Source organism: Candidatus Baltobacteraceae bacterium (assembly GCA_036489885.1).
Taxonomy (GTDB): Bacteria; Vulcanimicrobiota; Vulcanimicrobiia; order Vulcanimicrobiales; family Vulcanimicrobiaceae; genus JAFAMS01.
This window is the reverse complement of the sequence record DASXEW010000001.1, coordinates 946,860-967,757: the sequence shown is the minus strand read 5'-3', so window position 1 is coordinate 967,757 and position 20,898 is coordinate 946,860. Positions and strand designations below refer to the sequence as shown.

Sequence of the window (20,898 nt, the reverse complement as noted above, 5' to 3'; positions counted from 1 at the left end):
CGCTGACGCCCTTGTTAGAGGGTCCCGCGCCGCTCCTGCTCGCGTTCGATCGCTACGAAGAGCGCTTTGAAGTTCCCCTTCCCAAATGAGAGACTTCCCTTGCGCTGGATGATTTCGAAAAATAGCGTTGGCCGGGTCTCGACCGGCTTGGTAAATATCTGGAGCATGTAGCCAACGTCGTCGCGGTCGACCAGGATGTTCAGCTCGCGAAGCACCGAGGTCGCTTCCTGGATGTGACCGACACGCGCCTCGAGCTCATCATAGTATGTGCTCGGCGTATCGAGCAGCTCGACGCCGTTTGCGCGTAAGGCCCGCACCGTACGAACGATGTCGTCGGTCGCAATTGCGATATGCTGCACGCCCGGGCCGTCGTAATATTCGAGGAACTCCTCGATCTGCGATTTCTTACGGCCTTCGGCCGGCTCGTTGATCGGAAATTTCACGATCCGGCGCTCGTCGGTCATCACTTTGGAACGCAGCGCCGTAAACTCAGTCGAAATATCTTGTTCGTCGAATCCGATCAGCTGCGAGAATCCGAAGACGCGCTCGTAATACTGCACCCACGTTTCCATCTCACCCCAGCCGACGTTGCCGACGCAGTGATCGATGTGCGAGAACCCGACTTCCGCGGATGGACGGACCGCGAGCGAGTGCCCGACATAGCCCGGCAAGAACGCGCCCTGGTACTCGCGCCGCTCGACGAACGTATGAATGACGTCGCCGTACGTGGCGATCGACGCGAGGACGGCGGTGCCGCTCGCGTCTTTGACTTCCTTGGGCTCGCGAATCACTTTGGCACCCCCTGCGACGGCCGTCGAAAACGCGGCACGCGCATCCGAAACGGTCAACGCAACATCGCGAATGCCGTCACCGTGCCGCGCGACGTGCGCCGCGACATCACCGTCGTTACGCAGCGATGACGTCACGACAAAGCATAAGTCGCGTTGCCGCAGCACGTACGATGAGCGGTCCGCAAGTCCGGTTTCCGGGCCTGCGTACGCCACGACCTCGAAGCCGAACGCCGCACAATAATAGTAGGCCGCCTGCAACGCGTTGCCGACGTAGTGCTCAACGTGATCGAACGCCATCTCGCGCAAGGCGCGCGACGCCGGCGCAGCTGCCGTGCTCATGAAGCCCTCTTTCCCCAATGCCTACAACGCACCGCTCGCGGCGCAGGTTGTATGCAGCTTGGGCCCGGGCTAGTGCTGTGTGGCTGCCGGTTTGAGACCGAGAGAGGCGTAAAAAGCATCCGGACTCATTGGGCGGCCGAGGAATTTTGTTACCTCTTGGTCCGGTTCGTAGGTTTGCGCGGGCGCCAAGATGTCGGCACGATACGCCGCGCCGGCAATCGGGCTCTCGAGTCCTTGACGCTGGAAGCGCGTGAACATATCCTGCGCGTACACCTTCGACCAGAGATACCCGTAGTATCCGGCGTCGTAGCCGCCCATGAGGTGACCGAAGCCGGCTTCCGGATACGTTCCGGGGACAAACGCGGAGGGCGTCGTCTTTGGAAGCAAGTCCGCCCAAACTTTCGTCGTGTCAACGTGCTCGCCGAGCGTGTGGTACTTCATGTCGACGAGAGCGTAAAACGCTTGCCGCGTGTAGGCATAATTTTGATCGACGTAGCGTGATGCAATCAGCTTCTTGATCAAGGCATCCGGCATCGGTGCGCCGGTGTCGTAGCGGCTCGAAAGCTGCTTGAGGATCGAGGGCTGCCAGACCCAATTTTCGAGCATTTGGGAGGGTGCCTCGACGAAGTCTTGGCGGAATCCGCCGGAGAGCGTTTCGTAGGGCGCCGTCGCGAGCATTGCGGCCATGTTGTGGCCGAACTCGTGGAAGAACGTCTCAACGTCGTCGTGCGAAAGGAGCGCGGGCTTTCCGGGAGCCGCGACGGGCCAGTTCCCGACGATCACCGAGAGCGGCGCCTGCGTCCGTCCATCCGGCAGCACGCGGTTCGGGAGCAGTGGAAAATTCGCGAAGTGATCGTATTTGCCGGGCCGGGGATAGAGATCGAAATACGAGTCACCGATGAATCGCCCGGTCTTCGTATCGCTTACGCGATAATGCAAGACTGAGGGCGTGCGGAGCCACGCATCGTCGGCGCCTTTCGTGTACGTGACGCCGAGCAGCTTCGAATAGATTGCAAGAACGGTATCAATCGTGTGCTGGACCGGGAAGTACGCTTTGATCTCGTCGGCATCGACGGAATATTTCGTTTTTCGCAGTTGGGAGTCGTAGAACGTGAAATCCCAGGGGTCGATCGAGGCGTTCGCAGCGCCCGTGTCCTTGGACTTCAGCTTGGCAAGCGTTGCGAGCTCGGCATTGGCGCCCGCGAGCAAACGCTTGTCGAGGTCCGTCAGAAAATGGATGACGCGCTCTGGGCTCTGGGCCATTTTGTTCGAGAGCTGGTACGTCGCCCAATCTTTGTAGCCGAGCAGATGCGCCAGCTGATAGCGAATTGCGATCGCCTGCTGGAGAAGCTCAACGTTGGCTTTGCCGCCGCGCTGCTCGTATGCGATATAGAACATCTTGCGCGCGGCCGGATCGGTCGCGGTGCGCAAGAACGGCGTCACGGTCGACTCGTTGACCGGAACCGAATACGTACCGTCGGCGTTCTTCGTAAACTGCGCCATGAAGTCGGTATCGAGGCCTGCGGCTTGATCTTGCGTGATCGTTACTGTCGTCTTGTCGTTGGCCAGATTCGCAGCGAACTTATTCTGGAGTTTTCCAAGCTGTTGCGATAGCGCGACGAACTTCTGCCGTGCGGCTGGTCCAAGCCCGGCGCCCGAACGGCGGAATGTGACGAGATAGTATTCGAGAAGCTTCGTCTGATACGGGCTCGTCGCCGTGTGACCGGCGTTGATCGCGGCAAGGGCACGATAGACTTCAGGACGCGAGTTGAATTCCGTAATCCACGCATTGATCGAGTCCGAGCAGGCTTGCGAGGCGTCCCGGACGGCGGAATCCGGCGAGACGCTGAAAAGGAAGGTCTCCGCAACCGTGCGATCGCCCAGGTCTGCCGTGATGTTCTCGAGCGGAACCAAAATGTTGTCCGCGGTCGGTTTAACGTGCGACGCCATCAATTTGTTGACGCGCTTGTTCGCGGCGTCGATTTGACGCAGACAGTTCCCTTTGACTTCGTCCGCGCTTAGATTCCACTTCACGTGCAGTCGCACGTTGTCCGCAGGCGCCGCGGAAGCAACAGCACCGATGGCAATGGCGAGTAGTAATGATGCTACTGAACGAGCTAGCAAGCGGACCTCCCTGGGCTATGATAGGATGTTCGGAGCCTCGACGAGGGTCGGGCTTCGCGCAACGGAAACCTGTGAACCCCGCCAGGGCCGGAAGGCAGCAACGGTAAGCGGGACAAGTCGTGTGCCGCGGATTACCTGGCCCTCGTCCTGGCAACGAAGGAATTAGGAGCTCGGTTCTACGCAACCTTTATACGTTGGCGCGTGGAGCGCATTCGCGGGTGCGCTGGTCGCGATTGCCGTCTATCATTTTGCCGTCGTAGGCCGCGGCATGCGTGCATTGCGCCATGTCGTCGACGCCCATGACGAGCTCATCGGCGGCGGCGCGAGCCGTGCGACCGACCGTATTTCCCGCTTGGAGAAGGCCGTCGAAGACGTCACCGCGGCCGAACGCCGCGGTGAAGAGCGTCTGACGGAGCTGGAACGAATCGCGCGCAGCGAGGTCGCACGCGTTGGATTCGTCCGCTACAATGCGTTCGACGACGTCGGTTCCGATTTGTCGTTTGCGCTTGCGCTGCTCAACGGCGAAGGCGATGGCGTCGTTCTGACGAGTATTTATTCGCGCGAAGAGACGCGCACGTATGGCAAGGCCGTGAAGGGGTACGCTTCGGTCGTGGACGCCTCCCGTGAAGAACGGGCCGCTATCGATGCGGCGCGTGCCGCGACAAACGACACTTTTGGAAGACGAACGGTGTAACGAGAGACGATATGTGTGAAGTTTGGAGAATCGTCAGCGACATACTCCAGGTATACTCGCTGATCCTGATCGCCTATGCTGTGGTCTCCTGGATTCCGTCGATCCGCGGGCGCTGGTCCGATTATCTGGCCATGCTCGTGGAACCGGTGCTGGTTCCCGTGCGGCGTTTGATTCCTCCGGCGGGCGGCTTCGATCTCGCGTTCCTTATCGTGCTGCTCGTCATTCAGGTCGTCAACGGGACGATCGTCCGTCAAAACTTGTTTAGCGCGTGCATGTTCGGCGGCTAAATAGCGGGCCTGTTGCGGAGCGGGTCCGCAACTTTTGCATCATCGCGCATATCGACCACGGGAAGACGACCCTTTCGGATCGTCTTCTCGAATTCACGCACGCCGTCGAGAAACGCGACATGTCCGAGCAGCTGCTCGATGCGATGGATCTTGAGCGTGAACGCGGGATCACGATCAAGGCGCACCCGGTCACCCTCAATTACGATGCCTCCGACGGGAATGCGTACGCACTAAACTTCATCGACACGCCGGGCCATGTCGATTTCTCATCCGAAGTTTCGCGCTCGCTCGGCGCCTGCGAAGGCGCGCTGCTCGTCATCGATGCGGCCCAGGGGATCGAGGCACAAACGCTCGCCAACTATCACTTGGCGCTCGAGCAGAACCTCACGATCATCCCGGTAATCAACAAGATCGACTTGCCCTCCGCCGATCCGGACCGCATCATGGGCGAGATCGAGGATTTGCTCGTGATCGATCGCTCCGATGCAATTCTGTGCAGCGCCAAAGAAGGCATCGGCATCTCAGAGATATTGGAAGCGATCGTAAAGCGCATTCCGCCGCCCACCGGTACCAGCGACTATCTGCGCGCGCTCGTGTTCGATGCGCGCTTCGATTCGTACCGCGGGGTAGTCGCGTACGGACGCGTCTTCGACGGCTCGTTGCGCGCGGGCACCCGCTTCATGTCGATGGCGCATAAATACGTCTTCGAATGCGTTGAGGTCGGCGTGTTCGCACCCGAGATGCGCAAGATCGACGAGCTCGGGATCGGCAGCGTCGGCTACGTGATCGCCAACATCAAGACGCTCGGTGACATCGACGTCGGCGACACGATCACCGAGGCCGACAACCCGGCTCCGGAACCTGTGCGGGCGTACAAGCCGGCGGTTCCGATGGTGTACTGCGGGCTCTATCCAAATGAAGGCGTCGAGGTCTCCGATCTGCGTGACGCGCTCGAAAAGCTGAAGCTCAACGACGCCGCGCTCGTTTTCGAGCCGGAAAGCTCCGTTGCGCTCGGCTTCGGCTTCCGTTGTGGCTTTCTCGGACTCTTGCACATGGAGATCGTGCAAGAGCGGCTCGAACGCAACTACAATCTCGACCTAATCGCGACGTCACCATCGGTTGTGTATCGTGTGACGCTGACGGACGGCAATGTCGAGATCATCGATAATCCGTCGCGCTTGCCGGCTCCGAACTTCATTGATAAAGTCGAGGAGCCGTACGTCAAAGCCACCATCATCACGCCTCCCGAGTATGTGGGCACGATTATGGAGCTCTCGCAAAATCGCCGCGGTGCGATGGGCAACATGGAGTATCTGCATGACGGACGCGTGATCATCACCTACGAGATGCCGCTCTCCGAAGTGATCGTCGATTATTTCGATCAGCTCAAGAGCCGCTCGAAGGGATATGCGTCACTCGATTATGAGGTGACCGGCTACAAGGAAGGCGAGCTCGTCAAGCTCGAGATCTTGCTCAACGCCGAACCTGTCGACGCGCTTTCAATGATCGTGGCGCGCGAAAAAGCCGCCGCGCGCGGCCGGGCGCTTACCGAGCGTCTCAAGGAGCTCATCCCCCGTCAAATGTTCGACGTTCCGATTCAGGCCGCGATCGGCGGAAAGATCGTCGCCCGCGAGACGGTCAGTGCCATGCGCAAGAACGTCCTCGCGAAGTGCTATGGGGGCGACATAACTCGCAAGCGCAAGCTCCTAGAAAAGCAAAAAGCTGGTAAGGAACGGATGAAACGCATCGGCCGGGTCGATTTACCGCAAGAAGCATTCATGGCGGTACTGCGTCTGGACGAAACCTAGGGTTATGGCCAGACTCCTCGAGCACGACGCCCTGCGCATACTTTCCGAACACGGCGTGACGGTCCCAGACTTCGCCGTGGTCCTCAGTCCGGAAGAGGCGGCTGCGGCCACGACCCGTTTCGGGGGAACGGCCGTCATCAAAGCGCTGATCCCAACCGGCGGCCGCGGCCGGGCCGGCGCGGTCCGCGTTGCCCGCTCGGTAAGCGAGGCGCAGACGATCGCAGCGGACCTTCTGGGCAAAGACGTCCTGCGGTTCCGCGTGGACCGCTTGATGGTCGTGCGCTTGATCGAAGCCGAGTGGGAAGTTTTCGTTGCATTTGAAGCCGACGAGTCCGACGGGATGCCGTCGCTGGTCGCATCGCCGCTGGGCGGAATCGATTTGTCCGAAGTGCGCGAACGCGATCCCGGCGCGCTCATTCGGCGCAAGCTCGAACGCGCAGTCGGGATGCCCGAATACCTAGCGCGTGAGATTGCCGAAGATCTTGGATTCGGCGCGACGGAATCGAACGCGTTCGTCCCCGTCCTGCGCGCGATGTACGACGTCTTTGTCAGCTACGACGCGACGCTGCTCGAGATCAATCCCTTGATGGTCACGGCGGAGCGCTCGATCATCGTGCCGACTGCGGTGCTGGTCGTCGATGAGGTCGCGCTCAACCGCCATCCGAAGCTTCACGATTTGATCGACCCCGAAGCCACGAACGCCGGACGCGTACGCACCCCGCTCGAGCGTGAGATGATTGCGATCGACCGCCGGCACGGTGGGCCGCCGCTTTGGTTCGTCGAACACGATGGTGACGTCGCCCTCATCGTGAGCGGCGCCGGTGCCCGTAACTATGCGCTCGACGTGCTGCACCGAAAGAACAAGAGGCCGGCCGCGGTTCTGGACGTTGGCCGCGATCAATTGTTGAACAAAGTGCGCGAGGCTACGGCTGCGGTCGCTGCGCGTCCCGGTCTGCGCGGGATCGCGGCGTGCGGTGAGATCGACGACTTCGCGCCCGTTGACGTTCAGGTCGGCGCGTTTCTCCAGGGGCTCGTCGACGCCGGAATCGATCCGCGCAGAACACCCGTGATGCTGCGCTTCGACGGCGCACGGATTGCAGAAGCGCGGGCGATTGCGGGTAGCTTACCCGAGATCGAATTCTACGACGCGCAAACGCCGTTTGAGGTCGCTATCGAGCGACTCGTCGCGCGTTCGGAGGCAGCATGAGCATCATTCTCGACGCGCAAACGCGTGTACTGGTACAGGGTGCGACGTCGCGCGAAGCGCGAACCTACGTCGCCTATATGCGCGCTTACGGCGCTAACGTCGTCGCCGCTGTCGCAAGCGGGCACGGCGGAGAGCAGTTCGACGGCATCAATGTCTACGAAAGCGTGCGCGGAGCTCTTCGCGAGCAGCCCGCGACGTTCGGAGTGATCTTTTCACCCGGAAACCTCGCGCGCGATGCCGCCCTTGAAGCCATCGGCCATGACATCCGCCAGATCGCAATTCTCGCGTCGGACATGCCGTATCACGATACAGCTTTTGTGCTCGAACGCGCGCGCGCACGCGGAATTCGCGTCTTCGGACCGGGAACGTCCGGAATTATCTCGCCCGGCAAAGCCAAGATCGGTCCGATCGGCGGACAACAGCCCGAGCTGATTTTCCGCGCGGGACCGGTTGGTATCGTTTCACGCAGTGGCGGAATCGCGTGCGAGATCGCGCGGACGCTCACGATGTGCGAGATCGGTCAAAGCACTGTGATCGCGCTCAGCGACGAAGCGCCCATTGGGACAATGTTCGTCCCGATGCTTGAAGCCTTTGAGATCGATCCGGATACGCAAGCGATCGTAATATTCGGACAGGGCGGAACCGGAGATGAAGAAGAGATCGCGCGCCGCGCCGGAACGGGATTGCTGCGCAAGCCGGTCGTCGCGCTCATTTGCGGAGACGCGACCGCACCGGTCTCAGCTTCCAAGAAGCGTAGGATGCTTCGCGACGCCGGGGTAACGGTCGTTGACGCCATCGGAGAGATCGCAGGCGCGATCGAGCCGGTCTTGGCGGAAGACCGCATAGCAGCGCGCACCTAGGGCCGTGACCGTTCGACCGGGATCGAAGCGTCCCGGGAAGTGATGGTGGTCTTGCGAAGCCGTCGGATGTGGAAAACATACCGCGGTTGGACGAGATCGGACGCTTGGTCGGCGATCCGTCACGCGCCACTTTGCTCGAGGCCTTAATGGACGGCCGCGCTTGGACGGGACGCGAGCTCGCGTATTTCGCGCACGTCAGCGCCTCAACGGCGAGTTCACATTTGCAGAGACTCGTGAGCGGGCATCTCCTCACCGTGCTTGCGCAAGGGCGCAGCCGCTATTATCGCATCGCGTCGCCATACATCGCGAACGCGCTCGAGTCATTGATGGCACTTGCGCCCGCGCGCGCGCCGCGCCATCCATCGGAGCGCCGTGTAGCGCGCGACTTGGCCGCAGCGCGCTTTTGCTACGATCATCTCGCGGGCCGCCTCGGCGTTCAACTGACGGACGTGCTTGTGGCACGCGGTGCGATTGTGTTCTCTGACGCTGCGGGCACGTTGACGGACGACGGTGCGACATTGTTCCGCCGGCTGGAAATCAAGCTGGCCGAAGGGCGTGGGCGGCGCGTTGTCTGCCGTCCTTGCTTGGATTGGAGCGAGCGGCGCCCGCACGTAGCGGGCTTAGCCGGTTCTGCACTTGGTGACGCAGCGCTCGAGCGAGGATGGGTCGAGCGCAAGCGCAACAGCCGTGCGCTGACCGTGACGCCTCGCGGCGCGAGCGCGCTCAAAGAGCTGTTCGATATCGATCTTTCTCCCAGCTCGGAGGACTAGCGTGGCAATCACGGTTTTCATTCGGTATCAAGTCGACCCGTTCAAGCGCGACAAATTCGAAGAGTACGCGCGCAACTGGTTGACGATCATCCCAAAATGCGGCGGTCGTGTTGACGGTTACTGGATGCCGCACGAAGGCACCAACAATATCGCGTTCGGTTTGATCTCGTTCGACAACTTAGCGGATTATGAAGCGTATCGTGCGCGCTTACGCGGTGACGATGAAGGCATGAAGAATTTCCGCTTTGCCGAGAGCGAACAGCTTATTTTGGCCGAGGAACGAACGTTCTTGCGACGCGTGGAGAAAGACTTAGTGCAGTAGGTTTGAGATCAGGTTGATCCCGAGCGCCAAAATCGCCGTATTGTAGGCGAATGAAACGATGCCGTGCGCGAGGACCATCCGGCGAATTCCTGGATCGTTGACTTGAACGTCCGAGACCTGGAACGTCATCCCAATGACGAACGAAAAGTAGAGGAAGTCATAGTCGTCGGGTTCCGGCGTTTCCGGAAAGGTGAGTCCGTCGCACGGCGTCCCGTCGTCGCGATAAAACAGATGCGCGTAGCGTAGCGCGTACGTCGCGTGCGTCAGGCTCCACCCGATAACAGCACCGCCGATCGCGACGCCGATTGCGAATCCGAGTTCAGCCGCCGTCCGAACGCTAGGTCCCTTACCGAGGATCGAGATCGCGCCGGCAAGACCGGCCGCGGCGCTTAGGACGGTAATGGATAAGACGATGTTGCGCCCCGGATCGTTCTGCGCAGCGCGAAGTCGAGTGCGGTTCTGATCGTCGCGAAAGGCAAAGATGAAATAGCCGATCAGGATCGCAAGCGCAGCAATGTCGTACGTGAGGACCGCGCGCACGGCTCCATGAATCCAGCCAGGCGCAAAAGTGCTCGTGCAGACGCCGGCGATGAGCGCCATCGCAAGAACGACGCCGCGAGCGTGCCAGGGCGTCCAAATGCGGATGGTCTCGTTCATAGAAACTTGGTTGGGACGGGTGTCGTCATCCAAGGACCATGATTGGCGCGAACCGGAGGATCTCCCAGCATGAAGCGTTCGACCATGGCTCGGATCGGCGCGGGGATCGTTCTGTTCTTCGAAATCCGCTGCGCGTATGGCGCGAGGATCCCGAGACTGCGTTCGGCCCCGAACAAACGCAGGAGCTGCGGGAGCAGATTTTGTTGCCGTGCGACGCGCTCGACGGCCGGCATCCGCTCGCGCTCGACACTACGCAGCGCGTCGTCGAGACGCTTGTCGCCATCGCCTTCACGAACGATGGTTGCAATCGTGCGCGCCGCGACGACCGCATCGGCAATCGCGATGTTGATGCCCTGACCGCCAACCGGCGACATCGGATGAGCGGCGTCTCCGATCAGAAGCAGACCCGGCACGGTCCAGCGCCGCGCGATTTGCGAGACGATCGGCAACAGAGCGAGATCGTTGAAGCCCTCGATCTTCGGCTCTATTTGTTGTGGGGCTAGGGCAAGGGCGCGCGTGAAACGCTCGCGCAGCCTGTCGATTCCACGGGCACGCATCTCCGCATAGGATCCCTTCGGTATGAGCCACCCGATTTGCGCGCCGTGCGCGGTCGTAGGAAAAGCGACGAAGACTTCGCCACCTTCGACGACGACTTGTACGCGACGGCCTTCGCCGCGCCCCGAGGCCCAGAGCAAATCAAATGGGACGCTTGTACTGCGCAGCGCGATACCCGCATCTTTTCGTGCGATCGAGAACCGGCCGTCGGCCGCGATGACGATCCGCGCACCAATTTGTTCTTCGCGCCCTTCGTGGAGGATCGTGATGCCCGCAACGCGGTTCCTGTCCATGACGACGCCGCGCACGCGCGAGCTGAGCTCGACGAGCGCACCGGCGTTGCGCGCTTCCTCGGCGAGAAGACCGAGAAGTGCGGCTTGCGGAACTTGCCGTATGCGTTTACCGCCTTCACCGATGAGATCGATGTCGTACACGCGTCCGCGCAGGATGAGCGAAATGCCGGCCGGATCGCCGCCACCGAGATCCCAAACGCGCTCGCGCAGCCCGATATCTTCGAAAATCTGTTGCGTGCCCGGCGTGAGCGTTTCGCCGCGATAGGCGCGTTCAAACGACGGACCGGATTCGAAGATCGCGACGTGCGCGCGGCTGCGCGTCAGAAGAAGACCGGCAAGGAGTCCCGCCGGGCCAGCACCGACGACGACGACGTCGAAGAAGCGCACGCGCGCATCTTCTCCGCGGGAGCGGCGAACCTGTGCGCACAACGCTTGCGTCGCGATGCGACTTTTCGCGGCGACAAAAAATTCAGGCAAACTAACGGAGCTGAGGGAGCTTTTTTCCGCGCACGGTGTCGACATCTTGACGTTTTCTGAATATGCGGAGCCCGAAGAGACGGCTGATACGTACGCCGGCAACGCTGCGATCAAGGCGCGCGCGTTGCACGACCAGCTTGCTGCGACCGGCGTCCGCGGTGACGTGATCGCCGATGATTCTGGACTCGAGATCGCTGCGCTTGGTGACCGGCCAGGCGTGTATTCCGCGCGCTATGGCGGACCCAACGCAACATGGGCGCAGCGGCGCGCGTCGATCTTACGCGAAGTTGCGGAAAGCGGCTCCGGCGATCGCCGCGCACGGTTTGTGTGCGCTCTGTGCTTCATCGATGCGGAAGGACGCGAATCGATTGCGGAAGGCGTGACGGACGGTGAGCTCTCACACGATGAGCGGGGCCAACTTGGTTTCGGTTACGATCCGATCTTCTACGATCCATCAGAACACGCAACGTACGGCGAGATCTCTGATGCGGAGAAGAACAAGATCAGTCACCGTGCAAAAGCCGTAGAGCGATTGATGGAAATGCTTCGAAAATAATTTGGCAACAATATTCTAATCTATGCGGTGTCAGACTGATGGCACTTTCGCGCGTTAGTATCGACGTAAGGTGCAACGATGTTCAAATTGCAAAGACTTTAAGCCACTACAGGAGTTTGCTTGGAAGAACAAGTCGCGCGGAATACTAGCGCGATGTTGCCGAGCGTGTCAACGTGAATATTGTAAAAGAGCGGAATCGGGATTACATCGTCGCCTATCTCTTGACGCATCCGTACGTCGATTGCGGAGAGTCGGATCCGGTAGTTCTCGATTTTCGATCACGTTCGCGGCTCGAAATACTGTGCGGTTAGCCGGCTAATTTCCGCAGGTTTCCCGATATCGCGCCTTCAGGCGGAGATGGACAAGTGCGTCGTCCGTTGCTCGAATTGTCATCGCAGGAAGACATCGCGTGAATTGGCGTGGTTTAAGAACCGGAGAGCGCTTCGGGTAGAGGCCAGTTGCGCGGACGCGCAAAAAACCGGACCTTCCATTGACGTGAAGTAGAAACAAGGATACAAAAGAAACTGCGGAGGCATCGGGACGTAGCTCAGCTTGATAGAGCGCTCGGTTTGGGTCCGAGAGGTCGCAGGTTTAATTCCTGTCGTCCCGACCATTTATCCGTGCGCCCGTGGTCTAACGGATAAGGCATCAGCCTTCTAAGCTGAGAGATGGGGGTTCGATTCCCTCCGGGCGCGCCAATCTCTCAAGGGTCATATTCGCGCAACTCGAAAAAGGGCCGTCCGGGTCGCGCACACTTGTGGTGGTTGTAGCTCAGCTGGTTAGAGCGCCTGACTGTGACTTAGGAGGCCGCCGGTTCAAATCCGGTCAGCCACCCCAATTTCTTCCGATGCTGTGCGCCCGGTCGCCAGGAAGGCGGCGAGCGCGGCCGTAAGGGCCGCGCCTCGTAAGGAGAGGCGTATGCGTCGTTCAGTTGCTCTTGTCGCGTTGTTCGCACTTTGTTTCGGATTCACGGTAACAACCGAACCGAGCGCCGCCGCAAGCGGTCTTGCGTGGGATCAAGTCACGAAGTTTTCGATGGACGGAACCGTGCCGGAGCCGAGTTTTGCGCAAGACTGGCAAACTGCATCGCAACCTGCACCGCAGCAGCAGCACGGCGGAATGTTCGGTGGGATGTCGGCACAGATCAATTCCGCGATGACGATGGCGCAGTCGATGAAAACCGGCATGGCGGAACGACACTTTGTCGCCGGCAATCTCTCGCGTACCGACAATCTCGCGGCACAAACTGCAACGATCGTCGACTGTAGCGCGCGGACGATCATGTATCTGGATCTCGCGAAGAAGACGTATCGCGTCGTCTCGATGGACCAGCCGCAGACGGCGACGCATTCAGGCGGCAGACCGGAAGGCTCCGGTTCACCCATGCAAGACGACGGAACGCGCTTTAAGATCGCGTACACGTCGCAAGCGCTCGGACAGAAACCGATCGACGGCGTCAACACCGACGGCTACAAAGCCGCAATGACGATCACAATAACGAAATCAGACGGCTCGTCGCAAACGATGCAGACGAACCTCACTCAGTACGTCTCGTCTTACGGACAACCGTCGCAGTCGTGTCCGGCCGGCCGGATGGCGATGTCGGGAATGCCCGGGATGGGCGGACCGATGGCCGCAATGGCATCGAACGCCAACATGACGCACATGATCAACGAAGCGATGCGTACGCCCAGCGGTGATCAGCGGTTCACAATGACGTCGAGCGGCCCACCATTGCCGAGCGGTCGGCTCGATATGTTCTCCGTCTACCAATTCCAAGGCCGGAACAGCCAAGGTCGCGCCTTCGCAACGATCATCGAGCGCGGCAACGTTCATCCGGTGAGCGACACGGATAAATCGATCTTCGGAGTTCCACCCGACTTTACGAAAGAGTCATAGTCTCGACAACTTCGTCAACTATGCAGAGATTGCAAACATGATGCCATGCTGTTGGCACCGTGTTTGTTTATGCTTCACACATGAAGCAATGCGGAAAGTGCCACGTGTTAAAGCCTTTTGACCAATTCTATCGCAATCGCGCAAAATCGATAGGGTATGGATCTTATTGCAAACCTTGTCAGCACGCGCACTATAAGAAGCGATATCATTTTAGAACGAAAGTCCTAGGGCAAAAATGGCAACCTTTCAAGACGGAATATCAAGACCGCAATAGGATGCTAATTGTAGATTATCTATTAGAACACCCGTGCGTCGACTGCAAGGAGGACGACATCCTCGTCTTAGAATTCGATCATGTGCGGGGCGACAAACGTGCGGCGGTTGGAGTCATGGCGAATGCCGGAGCCTCCGTTGAGACTCTCATGGCCGAGATTGCAAAGTGCGAGGTTCGCTGCGCGAATTGTCACCGGAGGAGGACAGCAAAGCAGCTAAATTGGCTTAGTAAGCAGCGAAGAGCCGTCCGCGTGGCTAAGACGGGAAGGCGAGGGCCGAATGCCGTTGCACTCGACCTCGGGCCCGAGTATAGTTGCTTGGTGCTCGCGCCCTTAGCTCAGTGGTAGAGCAGTTGGCTTTTAACCAATTGGCCGCAAGTTCGAATCTTGCAGGGCGCATAAAAGTCCGCGGCGTCTTAACCAGACGCCGCGTTCGCTTTTTCCGTCTCTCCGATCCAATTGCAGATTGCTTTTACAATCGCCGGGATCGGAACGACGTGAAACGGATGACATTGCCCGTGGAAGACGACCGGTTTTGCGTTCGGCATCAGCTTGGCAAGCGCGACTGTTTCCTCGAGCGGGACAATCTGATCTTGATTTGAGGAGAAGATCAACGCCGGCATGGTGATAGCGCGCAGGTCATCGTCGCCGAGCGGCGCGTTGCCGGCCAAGTCAACGAAGAACCGCCGGTTCAAGAGCGTCACCTTTTTCCAATCCTGCGGCCGATGATCGCTCTCCAATTCCTCGGCGCGCGTGTTTCCGGGACGCGCGAGCCGCTCCGGGTCGCACAAATATGTCCAATGCTCGATCGTACGCGCGTCAAATAGATATTTCGCCGCGAGCGTCGCGACACCGATGAAACGCTCGGGGTAGTGCCGCGTGAGATAGAGCGCGGTGGTTCCGCCCGAGCTGAAGCCAAAGATGTACGCACGCTCCACGCCCCGCGCATCCATTTGCGCGATCACGTCGGCAGCGAACGAAGCGAAGCTCACACTCTCGGGAACCTCGCGCCCGCCGTGGCCGAGCATGTTCAACGAAATCGGATCGGCACACGTGCGTAGCTCGTTCGCGAGTGGGCGCATGATCGTCGCGGTGCCGTTGGCGCCGTGTAAAATGACGATCGACGGTTTGGCAACCATGTGCATTCGCGCGCGGTTCGACGCGGGGAGTGCAGTTCCGCGCGGTGAAAGTGGCGAGCGCGCACCGCTAGCTCAATGGTAGAGCAGTTGACTCTTAATCAATTGGTTGGGGGTTCGAGTCCCTCGCGGTGCACCAAGTCCGGGATGGCCGCTTTCCGCAGGAGAGCGGCCGCTCTCTTTGCCGGGCCTTTGGCGCCTCGGCCTTGACGCTCGCCGGATAGGTTCCGTATACTCGCGAACGTCCGTCGCGGGTCCGTGCGGGCACGTGGCGGAATTGGCAGACGCGCTGGATTTAGGATCCAGTGGGGAGACCCATCAGAGTTCGAGTCTCTGCGTGCCCAGTTTCGAACCGATAACCAGTTCATTGCGGAAGTAGCTCAGTGGTAGAGCATCGCCTTGCCAAGGCGAGGGTCGCGAGTTCAAGTCTCGTCTTCCGCTCCATCCACTTTTGTTCCGATCCGCTCCGGAGGTCGCCCCAAAGCCAGCCGTGACTGCCACGCTCAAACAGCTCGACCCAACCCGAGTCGAGCTCGAGATTCCGATCTCGACCGAAGACCTGGAAGCTGCTCGTGACGAGGCTTACCGGCATCTCGTCAAGCGCGCCAAAGTCCCAGGCTTCCGGCCTGGCAAAGTCCCGCGCGGCATCTTCGAGCAGCACTACGGCCGTGGCGTCATCGAGGAACACGCGCTCGACGAATTGGTCCCGCGCGCCTACTCAAAGGCAATTGAAGAGCTCGACCTCTACCCGGTCGCCAATCCGGACCTCGAGTTGCTCCCGCCCGAAGCTGAAGGCGGCAACGTCCGCGTCAAAGCGACCGTGACGGTTCGCCCCGAGATAACGCTGGGCGATTACAAGGGCGTTGAAGTCACGCAAGAGTCCGAAACGGCGAGCGATGAGGAAGTTGACGCCAGCCTCGAGACGCTGCGACGCGACGCTGCGATTCTTGTCCCGGTCGATCGGGGCATTCAGATCGGCGACGTCGCGACGCTCGATTATGAAGGAAAGATCAAAGGCGAGCCGTTCGAGGGCGGTAAGGCCGAGCAATCGCCGACCGAAATCGAAAATGACCGCTTCATTCCCGGCTTCGTCGAGTCCATCGTTGGCATGAAGGCCGGCGAGACCAAAACCTTTGACGTGAAGTTCCCGGATGATTTCCCCAAAGCCGAGCTTGCCGGCGCGGACGCGCAGTTCACGGTGACCGTGCACGAAGTCAAAGAGCGCGAACTTCCGCCGCTCGCTGACGCATTCGCGGAACGCGTTGCGGGCCGGCCGATGACGCTGCTCGAGCTGAAGGTCGACATCCGCCGCCGCCTTGACGCAATGGCAGCCGGTCGGGCGCGCCGGACGATGTCCGCGAAGGTCGTAGAGAAGCTCCTCGAGTCGCACGATTTCCCGCTGCCGGAGGTTCTCGTCGAGCGCGAGATCGACGCGCTTCTCGAAGACACGCGCAGCTGGGCTGCACGAACGTACGGCGGTGAGCCGATCGAAGGCGAGGACGCGCAGGCCGAGATCGAGCGGCGTTGGACTTCGTACTTGAAAGACATTGGTAAAACGGACGCCGAGCTGCGCCAAGGCTTCCGAGCCGAAGGCGAGCGACGCGTAAAGACGTCGCTGCTCCTCGCGGCCGTCGCGCGCGCCGAGGGCGTTGAAGCGACGCGCGAGGATATCGAGCACGAACTCGAAGCGCTCGGTGCGCAATATCATCAGCCCAAGGAGCGGATGCTCGAGCTGCTTCGCCCCAATCTTCCATCGCTTGCCGCTGGTATCGTGCGAACAAAGACGATCGATCTGCTTCTTGACGCAGCAAAGGTCGTACCGGCAACCCCAGATGCGCCGGCGTAGTCTCTAGGGACGTCCGGAACAGGAGATTCGATGGGTCACTTAGTCCCAATGGTGGTCGAACAGACTGCGCGCGGTGAGCGTGCGTTCGACATTTATTCGCGGCTACTCAAGGAGCGGATCGTTTTCGTCGGCGGTGCGATCGATGACGGCCTCGCGAGCCTCGTGATCGCGCAGCTGCTCTTCCTTGAAAAGGAAGACCCCGATAAAGACATCGACATGTACATCAACTCGCCGGGCGGCAGCGTCACGGCCGGATTGGCGATCTATGACACGATGCAGGTAATTCGTCCGGACGTCGCCACGATCTGCCAAGGGATGGCCGCGTCGATGGCGTCGATTCTCCTGGCCGGCGGCGCGCCCGGTAAGCGCATTGCCCTGCAATACGCGAAGATCCTGATCCACCAGCCCTGGGTCTCGCAAGTGGGTGGCCAGGCTACGGACATAGAAATCCACGCACGGGACCTCATCGCGACTCGTCGTACGCTTGCGAGCATCTACGAGAAGCACACGAAGAAACCAATCGACGACATTCTGCGCGACATCGAACGCGATTACTACATGACGGCGCAGGAAGCGGTCGATTATGGTCTCGTCGATAGCATCCTCAGTAAGGAAACGCGTTCAGTAACTCCGAGCAGCACACCGCTCCAATAGGAAGTCCATGTTCCGTTTCGGCGACGAAAAAGGTCAATTGAAGTGCAGCTTCTGCGGCAAATCGCAGGAGCAAGTTCGGAAATTGATCGCGGGGCCGGGCGTTTACATTTGCGACGAGTGTATCGAGCTCTGCAACGAGATCATCGAGGAAGAGCTCTACAAGAACGTCGATGAGAACCTGCGGCTTCGTAATATCCCGAAACCGAAAGAGATCAATCACATCCTCAACCAGTACGTGATTGGTCAAGAGCGGGCGAAGAAGTCGCTGGCGGTCGCGGTTTACAATCACTACAAGCGCGTCAACGCCGGTGGCTCGAGCGACGACGTCGAGCTGCAGAAGTCGAACATTCTCCTGGTCGGACCGACCGGGTCGGGCAAGACCTACCTCGCGCAGACGCTTGCAAAAATTCTCGACGTGCCGCTGGCAATGGCCGACGCGACGTCATTGACCGAGGCCGGCTACGTCGGCGAAGACGTCGAGAACATTCTGCTCAAGCTCATTCAGGCCGCAGACTATGACGTCAAGCGCGCCGAGAAGGGCATCGTCTACATCGATGAGATCGACAAGATCGCCCGCAAGAGCGAGAACCCGTCGATTACACGCGACGTCTCCGGCGAAGGCGTGCAGCAAGCTCTGCTCAAGATTTTAGAAGGTACGACGGCCAACGTTCCACCCCAGGGCGGGCGTAAGCATCCGCATCAAGAGTTCATCCAAATCGATACGACCAACGTGTTGTTCATCTGCGGCGGCGCGTTCGACGGTCTCGAAAAGATCATCGAGTCGCGCGTTGCGAGCAACGCCCTAGGCTTCCGTTCCAACCCGGAGTCGAAACGGAGCGACTCACGCACCGGTCGTCTCTTGCAGCAGCTGATGCCCGAAGATCTGCTCAAGTTCGGGCTGATTCCGGAATTCATCGGACGCTTGCCGATCGTCGTGACGCTCGATGCGCTCGATGAGCTCGCGCTGCGCCGCATCCTGGTCGAGCCGCGCAATGCCCTCGTGCGTCAATTCCAAAAGATCCTGAGCATGGACGGGGTCGAGCTGACGTTCACGAAAGATGCGCTCGTTGCAATCGCCATCAGAGCGCAAGGCCGGAAGACCGGCGCGCGTGGTCTGCGTTCGATCCTCGAAGAAGTCATGTTGGACGTGATGTACGACTTGCCGTCACTTCAGAACGTCAAGAAGTGCGTGATCACGAAAGACACGATCGAAAAGCACGAGCAGCCGACGCTCGTATACGCGGAACGCCCCAAAGACCAAACCGCGTAGCACTGGCCGACTTTTTCGCTCGGCTGCCGAAAGCCGAGTTGCATCTGCACATCGAAGGGACGCTCGAACCGGAGCAGATGTTTTTCTTTGCCGAGCGCAACGGCCTCGAGCCACCGTACTCGACGGTTGAAGCGGCGCGCGCCGCCTATCGGTTCAGCGATCTCCAGTCGTTTCTGGATCTCTACTACCGCGGTACGAACGTGTTGCGCACGGAGGCTGACTTCGCGGACCTCGCCGACGCCTATTTCAAGAAGGCAAGAGCGCAGGGCGTCGTACACGCCGAGATCTTTTTCGATCCGCAGGCCCACATGTCGCGAGGCCTGACCTTTGAGACGTTCTTCGATGGACTGTGGTCGGTTGTGTCTCACAGCCAAGAACGCTACGGGATTACAAGCGGTTTGATCATGTGTTTCCTGCGCGATCTCGGCGCGCAGTCGGCACAACACACGCTTACCGCAGCATTGCCGCACGCGGAAAAGATCATCGGCGTTGGACTCGACTCCAGCGAAGCCGGAAATCCGCCGGCGATCTACGCCGATGTTTTTGAACGCGCGCGCATCGCGGGTTGGCGTTGCGTTGCGCACGCCGGCGAGGAAGGACCGCCGGAATACATTAGTCAGGCGCTCGACCAATTGCAGGTCGAGCGGATCGATCACGGCGTGCGCTGCATGGAGGATCCCGCACTCGTGGCGCGATTGCGCGGCGACCGCATTCCACTCACCGTTTGTCCGTTCTCGAACGTCAAGCTGCGCGTCGTCGACGACTTACGCGCGCATCCGCTCGGCGCGATGCTGGCCGAGGACCTGGTCGTCACCTGCAATTCGGACGACCCGGCATACTTTGGCGGGTATGTTGCCGACAATCTGCGCGATGTCTGCAGCGCGCTCGCCCTGCCGCCCCAAGCGGCCGCGACGCTCGCACGCAACAGCTTCGAGGCAGCATTTCTTTCGCCGCAGCAAAAGGCCGCGTACTTGGCTCTGCTCGAAGCCTCGCTGACCGCCGTGGAGCAACACTAGACATGCATGCAGATCTCGATGCCCGTCGTGGTTTTTCGGGAACGATCGGCAATACGCCGCACATCGTCCTCGAGAAGCTCTCCGCGCGCATCGGCCGCACAATCATAGGAAAAGCCGAGTTTCTCAATCCCGGCGGCTCGGTCAAGGACCGCGCCGCGCTGGGCATCATTGACGACGCCGAGCGTTCCGGGCGTCTTGCGCCGGGCGGTACAATCGTCGAAGGAACGGCGGGCAACACCGGGATCGCCATCGCACTGCTTGCGGCTTCGCGCGGATATCGCGCAATCATCGCAATCCCCGACGATCAATCGGCGGAGAAGATCGCGATGCTTCGTATTTTCGGCGCTGACGTTCGCGTCGTGAAGAGCGTGCCGTTCACGAACGACCAGAACTACTACCACGTTGCGCGCCGGATCGCGGAGCAGACACCGAACTCGATCTGGGCCGATCAGTTCAACAACACTGCGAATCGCAAGATTCACGAAGCGACGACCGGCGTTGAGATTTGGGACGCATTCGGAACCTCGTTGACGGCGTTCATAACCGCGAGCGGAACGGGCGGGACCCTCGGTGGCGTTTCTCGCGCGTTAAAGTCGCGCAATCCGAACGTGAAGACTGTAGCGGCTGACCCGATGGGCTCGGCGATCTATTCGTTCGTCAAAACCGGCGAGCTTGCGTCCGAAGGTGACTCGGAAGTCGAGGGCATCGGGATCAAACGCATCACCGACAATTTCAAAGACACGCCGCTCGACGATGCCGTGCGAGTCGAAGATCGCGCTTGGATCGCGATGTCGCAATGGATCCTGCACAACGAAGGTCTCTACGTCGGCGGGTCCGCCGCGCTCAACATCGTCGCCGCGGCGCGCTATGCAAAGACGCTGCCCAAAGACAGCCTCGTCTGCACGATTCTCTGCGACGGTGGGGAGCGTTATCGTTCCAAGCTCTACGACGGCGCGTGGCTCGCTCAACAAGGCTACATGCCGGAAATAGATGCGTTGGATCTGATCTAATGTCGTTGCGGGCCCCCACGGGGTATGTTGTCCTATTCGAAATGATGATGGGCCC

Annotated in this window: 19 protein-coding genes, 7 tRNA genes and 1 other RNA gene; 22 read left to right on the top strand and 5 right to left on the bottom strand. The window is 60.1% G+C overall.

Annotated features, from left to right (window positions below):
• Positions 1 to 14: 14 nt before the first annotated feature.
• Together hppD and VGG22_04525 are read right to left on the bottom strand one after the other, a co-directional pair.
• Positions 15 to 1,130, bottom strand: coding sequence for a 4-hydroxyphenylpyruvate dioxygenase (gene hppD, locus VGG22_04530; GenBank protein ID HEY1727623.1), 1,116 nt, complete (start codon positions 1,128 to 1,130; stop codon positions 15 to 17).
• Positions 1,131 to 1,199: 69 nt separating this feature from the next.
• Positions 1,200 to 3,176 carry a M3 family metallopeptidase gene (locus VGG22_04525; protein HEY1727622.1) on the bottom strand — a complete coding sequence of 659 codons (1,977 nt, stop codon included), beginning with the start codon at positions 3,174 to 3,176 and terminating at the stop codon, positions 1,200 to 1,202.
• A 123-nt stretch (positions 3,177 to 3,299) separates the two neighbouring features.
• Between VGG22_04525 and ffs the strand changes: the two genes are divergently transcribed.
• The 8 genes from ffs (at position 3,300) to VGG22_04485 (ending at position 9,202) form a co-directional block, all read left to right on the top strand.
• An RNA gene (ffs, locus tag VGG22_04520) (signal recognition particle sRNA small type) lies at positions 3,300 to 3,398 on the top strand.
• Positions 3,399 to 3,477: 79 nt separating this feature from the next.
• Positions 3,478 to 3,948: a DUF4446 family protein gene (locus VGG22_04515; GenBank protein ID HEY1727621.1), complete on the top strand. Its 471-nt coding sequence runs from the start codon at positions 3,478 to 3,480 to the stop codon at positions 3,946 to 3,948.
• A gap of 11 nt (positions 3,949 to 3,959) precedes the next feature.
• Entirely contained in the window at positions 3,960 to 4,235 is a 276-nt protein-coding gene (locus VGG22_04510) for a YggT family protein (GenBank protein HEY1727620.1), read from the top strand.
• Positions 4,217 to 6,043 (top strand): translation elongation factor 4, encoded by a 1,827-nt coding sequence (gene lepA / locus VGG22_04505; protein HEY1727619.1) that lies wholly within the window; start codon positions 4,217 to 4,219, stop codon positions 6,041 to 6,043. The genes VGG22_04510 and lepA overlap by 19 nt, the downstream gene beginning before the upstream one ends.
• Before the next feature lie 4 nt (positions 6,044 to 6,047).
• Entirely contained in the window at positions 6,048 to 7,250 is a 1,203-nt protein-coding gene (locus VGG22_04500) for an ATP-grasp domain-containing protein (GenBank protein ID HEY1727618.1), read from the top strand.
• Positions 7,247 to 8,110, top strand: a complete 864-nt coding sequence (locus tag VGG22_04495; protein HEY1727617.1) for a hypothetical protein — start codon at positions 7,247 to 7,249, stop codon at positions 8,108 to 8,110. Before VGG22_04500 ends, VGG22_04495 begins: the two co-directional genes overlap by 4 nt.
• 68 nt (positions 8,111 to 8,178) lie before the next feature.
• Positions 8,179 to 8,880: a winged helix-turn-helix domain-containing protein gene (locus tag VGG22_04490; GenBank protein HEY1727616.1), complete on the top strand. Its 702-nt coding sequence runs from the start codon at positions 8,179 to 8,181 to the stop codon at positions 8,878 to 8,880.
• Between the two features lies 1 nt (position 8,881).
• Positions 8,882 to 9,202: an NIPSNAP family protein gene (locus VGG22_04485; protein ID HEY1727615.1), complete on the top strand. Its 321-nt coding sequence runs from the start codon at positions 8,882 to 8,884 to the stop codon at positions 9,200 to 9,202.
• Here VGG22_04485 and VGG22_04480 read toward each other — a convergent pair.
• Positions 9,191 to 9,859: a DUF1345 domain-containing protein gene (locus VGG22_04480; GenBank protein ID HEY1727614.1), complete on the bottom strand. Its 669-nt coding sequence runs from the start codon at positions 9,857 to 9,859 to the stop codon at positions 9,191 to 9,193. The genes VGG22_04485 and VGG22_04480 overlap by 12 nt on opposite strands.
• A complete protein-coding gene (locus tag VGG22_04475) occupies positions 9,856 to 11,094 on the bottom strand; it encodes an FAD-dependent monooxygenase (GenBank protein HEY1727613.1) in 1,239 nt (412 codons plus the stop codon). Before VGG22_04475 ends, VGG22_04480 begins: the two co-directional genes overlap by 4 nt.
• A gap of 55 nt (positions 11,095 to 11,149) precedes the next feature.
• Here VGG22_04475 and rdgB point away from each other — a divergent pair, with 55 nt between their 5' ends.
• From rdgB to VGG22_04445, 6 genes are all read left to right on the top strand, one after another.
• Complete coding sequence (gene rdgB / locus VGG22_04470) at positions 11,150 to 11,740, top strand: RdgB/HAM1 family non-canonical purine NTP pyrophosphatase (GenBank protein ID HEY1727612.1); 591 nt, start codon at positions 11,150 to 11,152, stop codon at positions 11,738 to 11,740.
• Positions 11,741 to 12,276: 536 nt separating this feature from the next.
• Positions 12,277 to 12,353 (top strand) — tRNA-Pro (locus VGG22_04465).
• A 9-nt stretch (positions 12,354 to 12,362) separates the two neighbouring features.
• A tRNA-Arg gene (locus VGG22_04460) sits at positions 12,363 to 12,438 on the top strand.
• A gap of 62 nt (positions 12,439 to 12,500) precedes the next feature.
• A tRNA-His gene (locus VGG22_04455) sits at positions 12,501 to 12,577 on the top strand.
• 81 nt (positions 12,578 to 12,658) lie between these two features.
• Entirely contained in the window at positions 12,659 to 13,639 is a 981-nt protein-coding gene (locus tag VGG22_04450) for a hypothetical protein (GenBank protein ID HEY1727611.1), read from the top strand.
• Between the two features lie 599 nt (positions 13,640 to 14,238).
• Positions 14,239 to 14,310: transfer RNA gene (locus VGG22_04445), tRNA-Lys, on the top strand.
• Between the two features lie 17 nt (positions 14,311 to 14,327).
• Here VGG22_04445 and VGG22_04440 read toward each other — a convergent pair.
• Entirely contained in the window at positions 14,328 to 15,056 is a 729-nt protein-coding gene (locus VGG22_04440; protein HEY1727610.1) for an alpha/beta hydrolase, read from the bottom strand.
• A gap of 55 nt (positions 15,057 to 15,111) precedes the next feature.
• Between VGG22_04440 and VGG22_04435 the strand changes: the two genes are divergently transcribed.
• From VGG22_04435 to VGG22_04400, 8 genes are all read left to right on the top strand, one after another.
• Positions 15,112 to 15,186 (top strand) — tRNA-Lys (locus VGG22_04435).
• Positions 15,187 to 15,309: 123 nt separating this feature from the next.
• Positions 15,310 to 15,391, top strand: a tRNA-Leu gene (locus tag VGG22_04430).
• Positions 15,392 to 15,416: 25 nt separating this feature from the next.
• A tRNA-Gly gene (locus VGG22_04425) sits at positions 15,417 to 15,491 on the top strand.
• Between the two features lie 46 nt (positions 15,492 to 15,537).
• Complete coding sequence (gene tig, locus VGG22_04420; GenBank protein ID HEY1727609.1) at positions 15,538 to 16,893, top strand: trigger factor; 1,356 nt, start codon at positions 15,538 to 15,540, stop codon at positions 16,891 to 16,893.
• A 30-nt stretch (positions 16,894 to 16,923) separates the two neighbouring features.
• Positions 16,924 to 17,547 (top strand): ATP-dependent Clp protease proteolytic subunit, encoded by a 624-nt coding sequence (locus VGG22_04415; protein ID HEY1727608.1) that lies wholly within the window; start codon positions 16,924 to 16,926, stop codon positions 17,545 to 17,547.
• A 7-nt stretch (positions 17,548 to 17,554) separates the two neighbouring features.
• A complete protein-coding gene (clpX, locus tag VGG22_04410; protein ID HEY1727607.1) occupies positions 17,555 to 18,817 on the top strand; it encodes an ATP-dependent Clp protease ATP-binding subunit ClpX in 1,263 nt (420 codons plus the stop codon).
• The gene (locus VGG22_04405) at positions 18,733 to 19,833 is read left to right on the top strand and encodes an adenosine deaminase (GenBank protein ID HEY1727606.1); all 1,101 of its coding nucleotides are present in this window, start codon (positions 18,733 to 18,735) and stop codon (positions 19,831 to 19,833) included. Before clpX ends, VGG22_04405 begins: the two co-directional genes overlap by 85 nt.
• 2 nt (positions 19,834 to 19,835) lie before the next feature.
• Positions 19,836 to 20,843 carry a cysteine synthase A gene (locus VGG22_04400; protein ID HEY1727605.1) on the top strand — a complete coding sequence of 336 codons (1,008 nt, stop codon included), beginning with the start codon at positions 19,836 to 19,838 and terminating at the stop codon, positions 20,841 to 20,843.
• The last annotated feature ends 55 nt before the right edge of the window (positions 20,844 to 20,898 follow it).

Coding starts and splice junctions, on each gene's coding strand:
- hppD (HEY1727623.1), bottom strand. CDS start 1,130: ATGAGCACGGCAGCTGCGCCGGCGTCGCGCGCCTTGCGCGAGATGGCG.
- VGG22_04510 (HEY1727620.1), top strand. CDS start 3,960: ATGTGTGAAGTTTGGAGAATCGTCAGCGACATACTCCAGGTATACTCG.
- VGG22_04500 (HEY1727618.1), top strand. CDS start 6,048: ATGGCCAGACTCCTCGAGCACGACGCCCTGCGCATACTTTCCGAACAC.
- VGG22_04495 (HEY1727617.1), top strand. CDS start 7,247: ATGAGCATCATTCTCGACGCGCAAACGCGTGTACTGGTACAGGGTGCG.
- VGG22_04480 (HEY1727614.1), bottom strand. CDS start 9,859: ATGAACGAGACCATCCGCATTTGGACGCCCTGGCACGCTCGCGGCGTC.
- rdgB (HEY1727612.1), top strand. CDS start 11,150: ATGCGACTTTTCGCGGCGACAAAAAATTCAGGCAAACTAACGGAGCTG.
- VGG22_04450 (HEY1727611.1), top strand. CDS start 12,659: ATGCGTCGTTCAGTTGCTCTTGTCGCGTTGTTCGCACTTTGTTTCGGA.
- VGG22_04440 (HEY1727610.1), bottom strand. CDS start 15,056: ATGCACATGGTTGCCAAACCGTCGATCGTCATTTTACACGGCGCCAAC.
- VGG22_04415 (HEY1727608.1), top strand. CDS start 16,924: ATGGGTCACTTAGTCCCAATGGTGGTCGAACAGACTGCGCGCGGTGAG.
- clpX (HEY1727607.1), top strand. CDS start 17,555: ATGTTCCGTTTCGGCGACGAAAAAGGTCAATTGAAGTGCAGCTTCTGC.
- VGG22_04400 (HEY1727605.1), top strand. CDS start 19,836: ATGCATGCAGATCTCGATGCCCGTCGTGGTTTTTCGGGAACGATCGGC.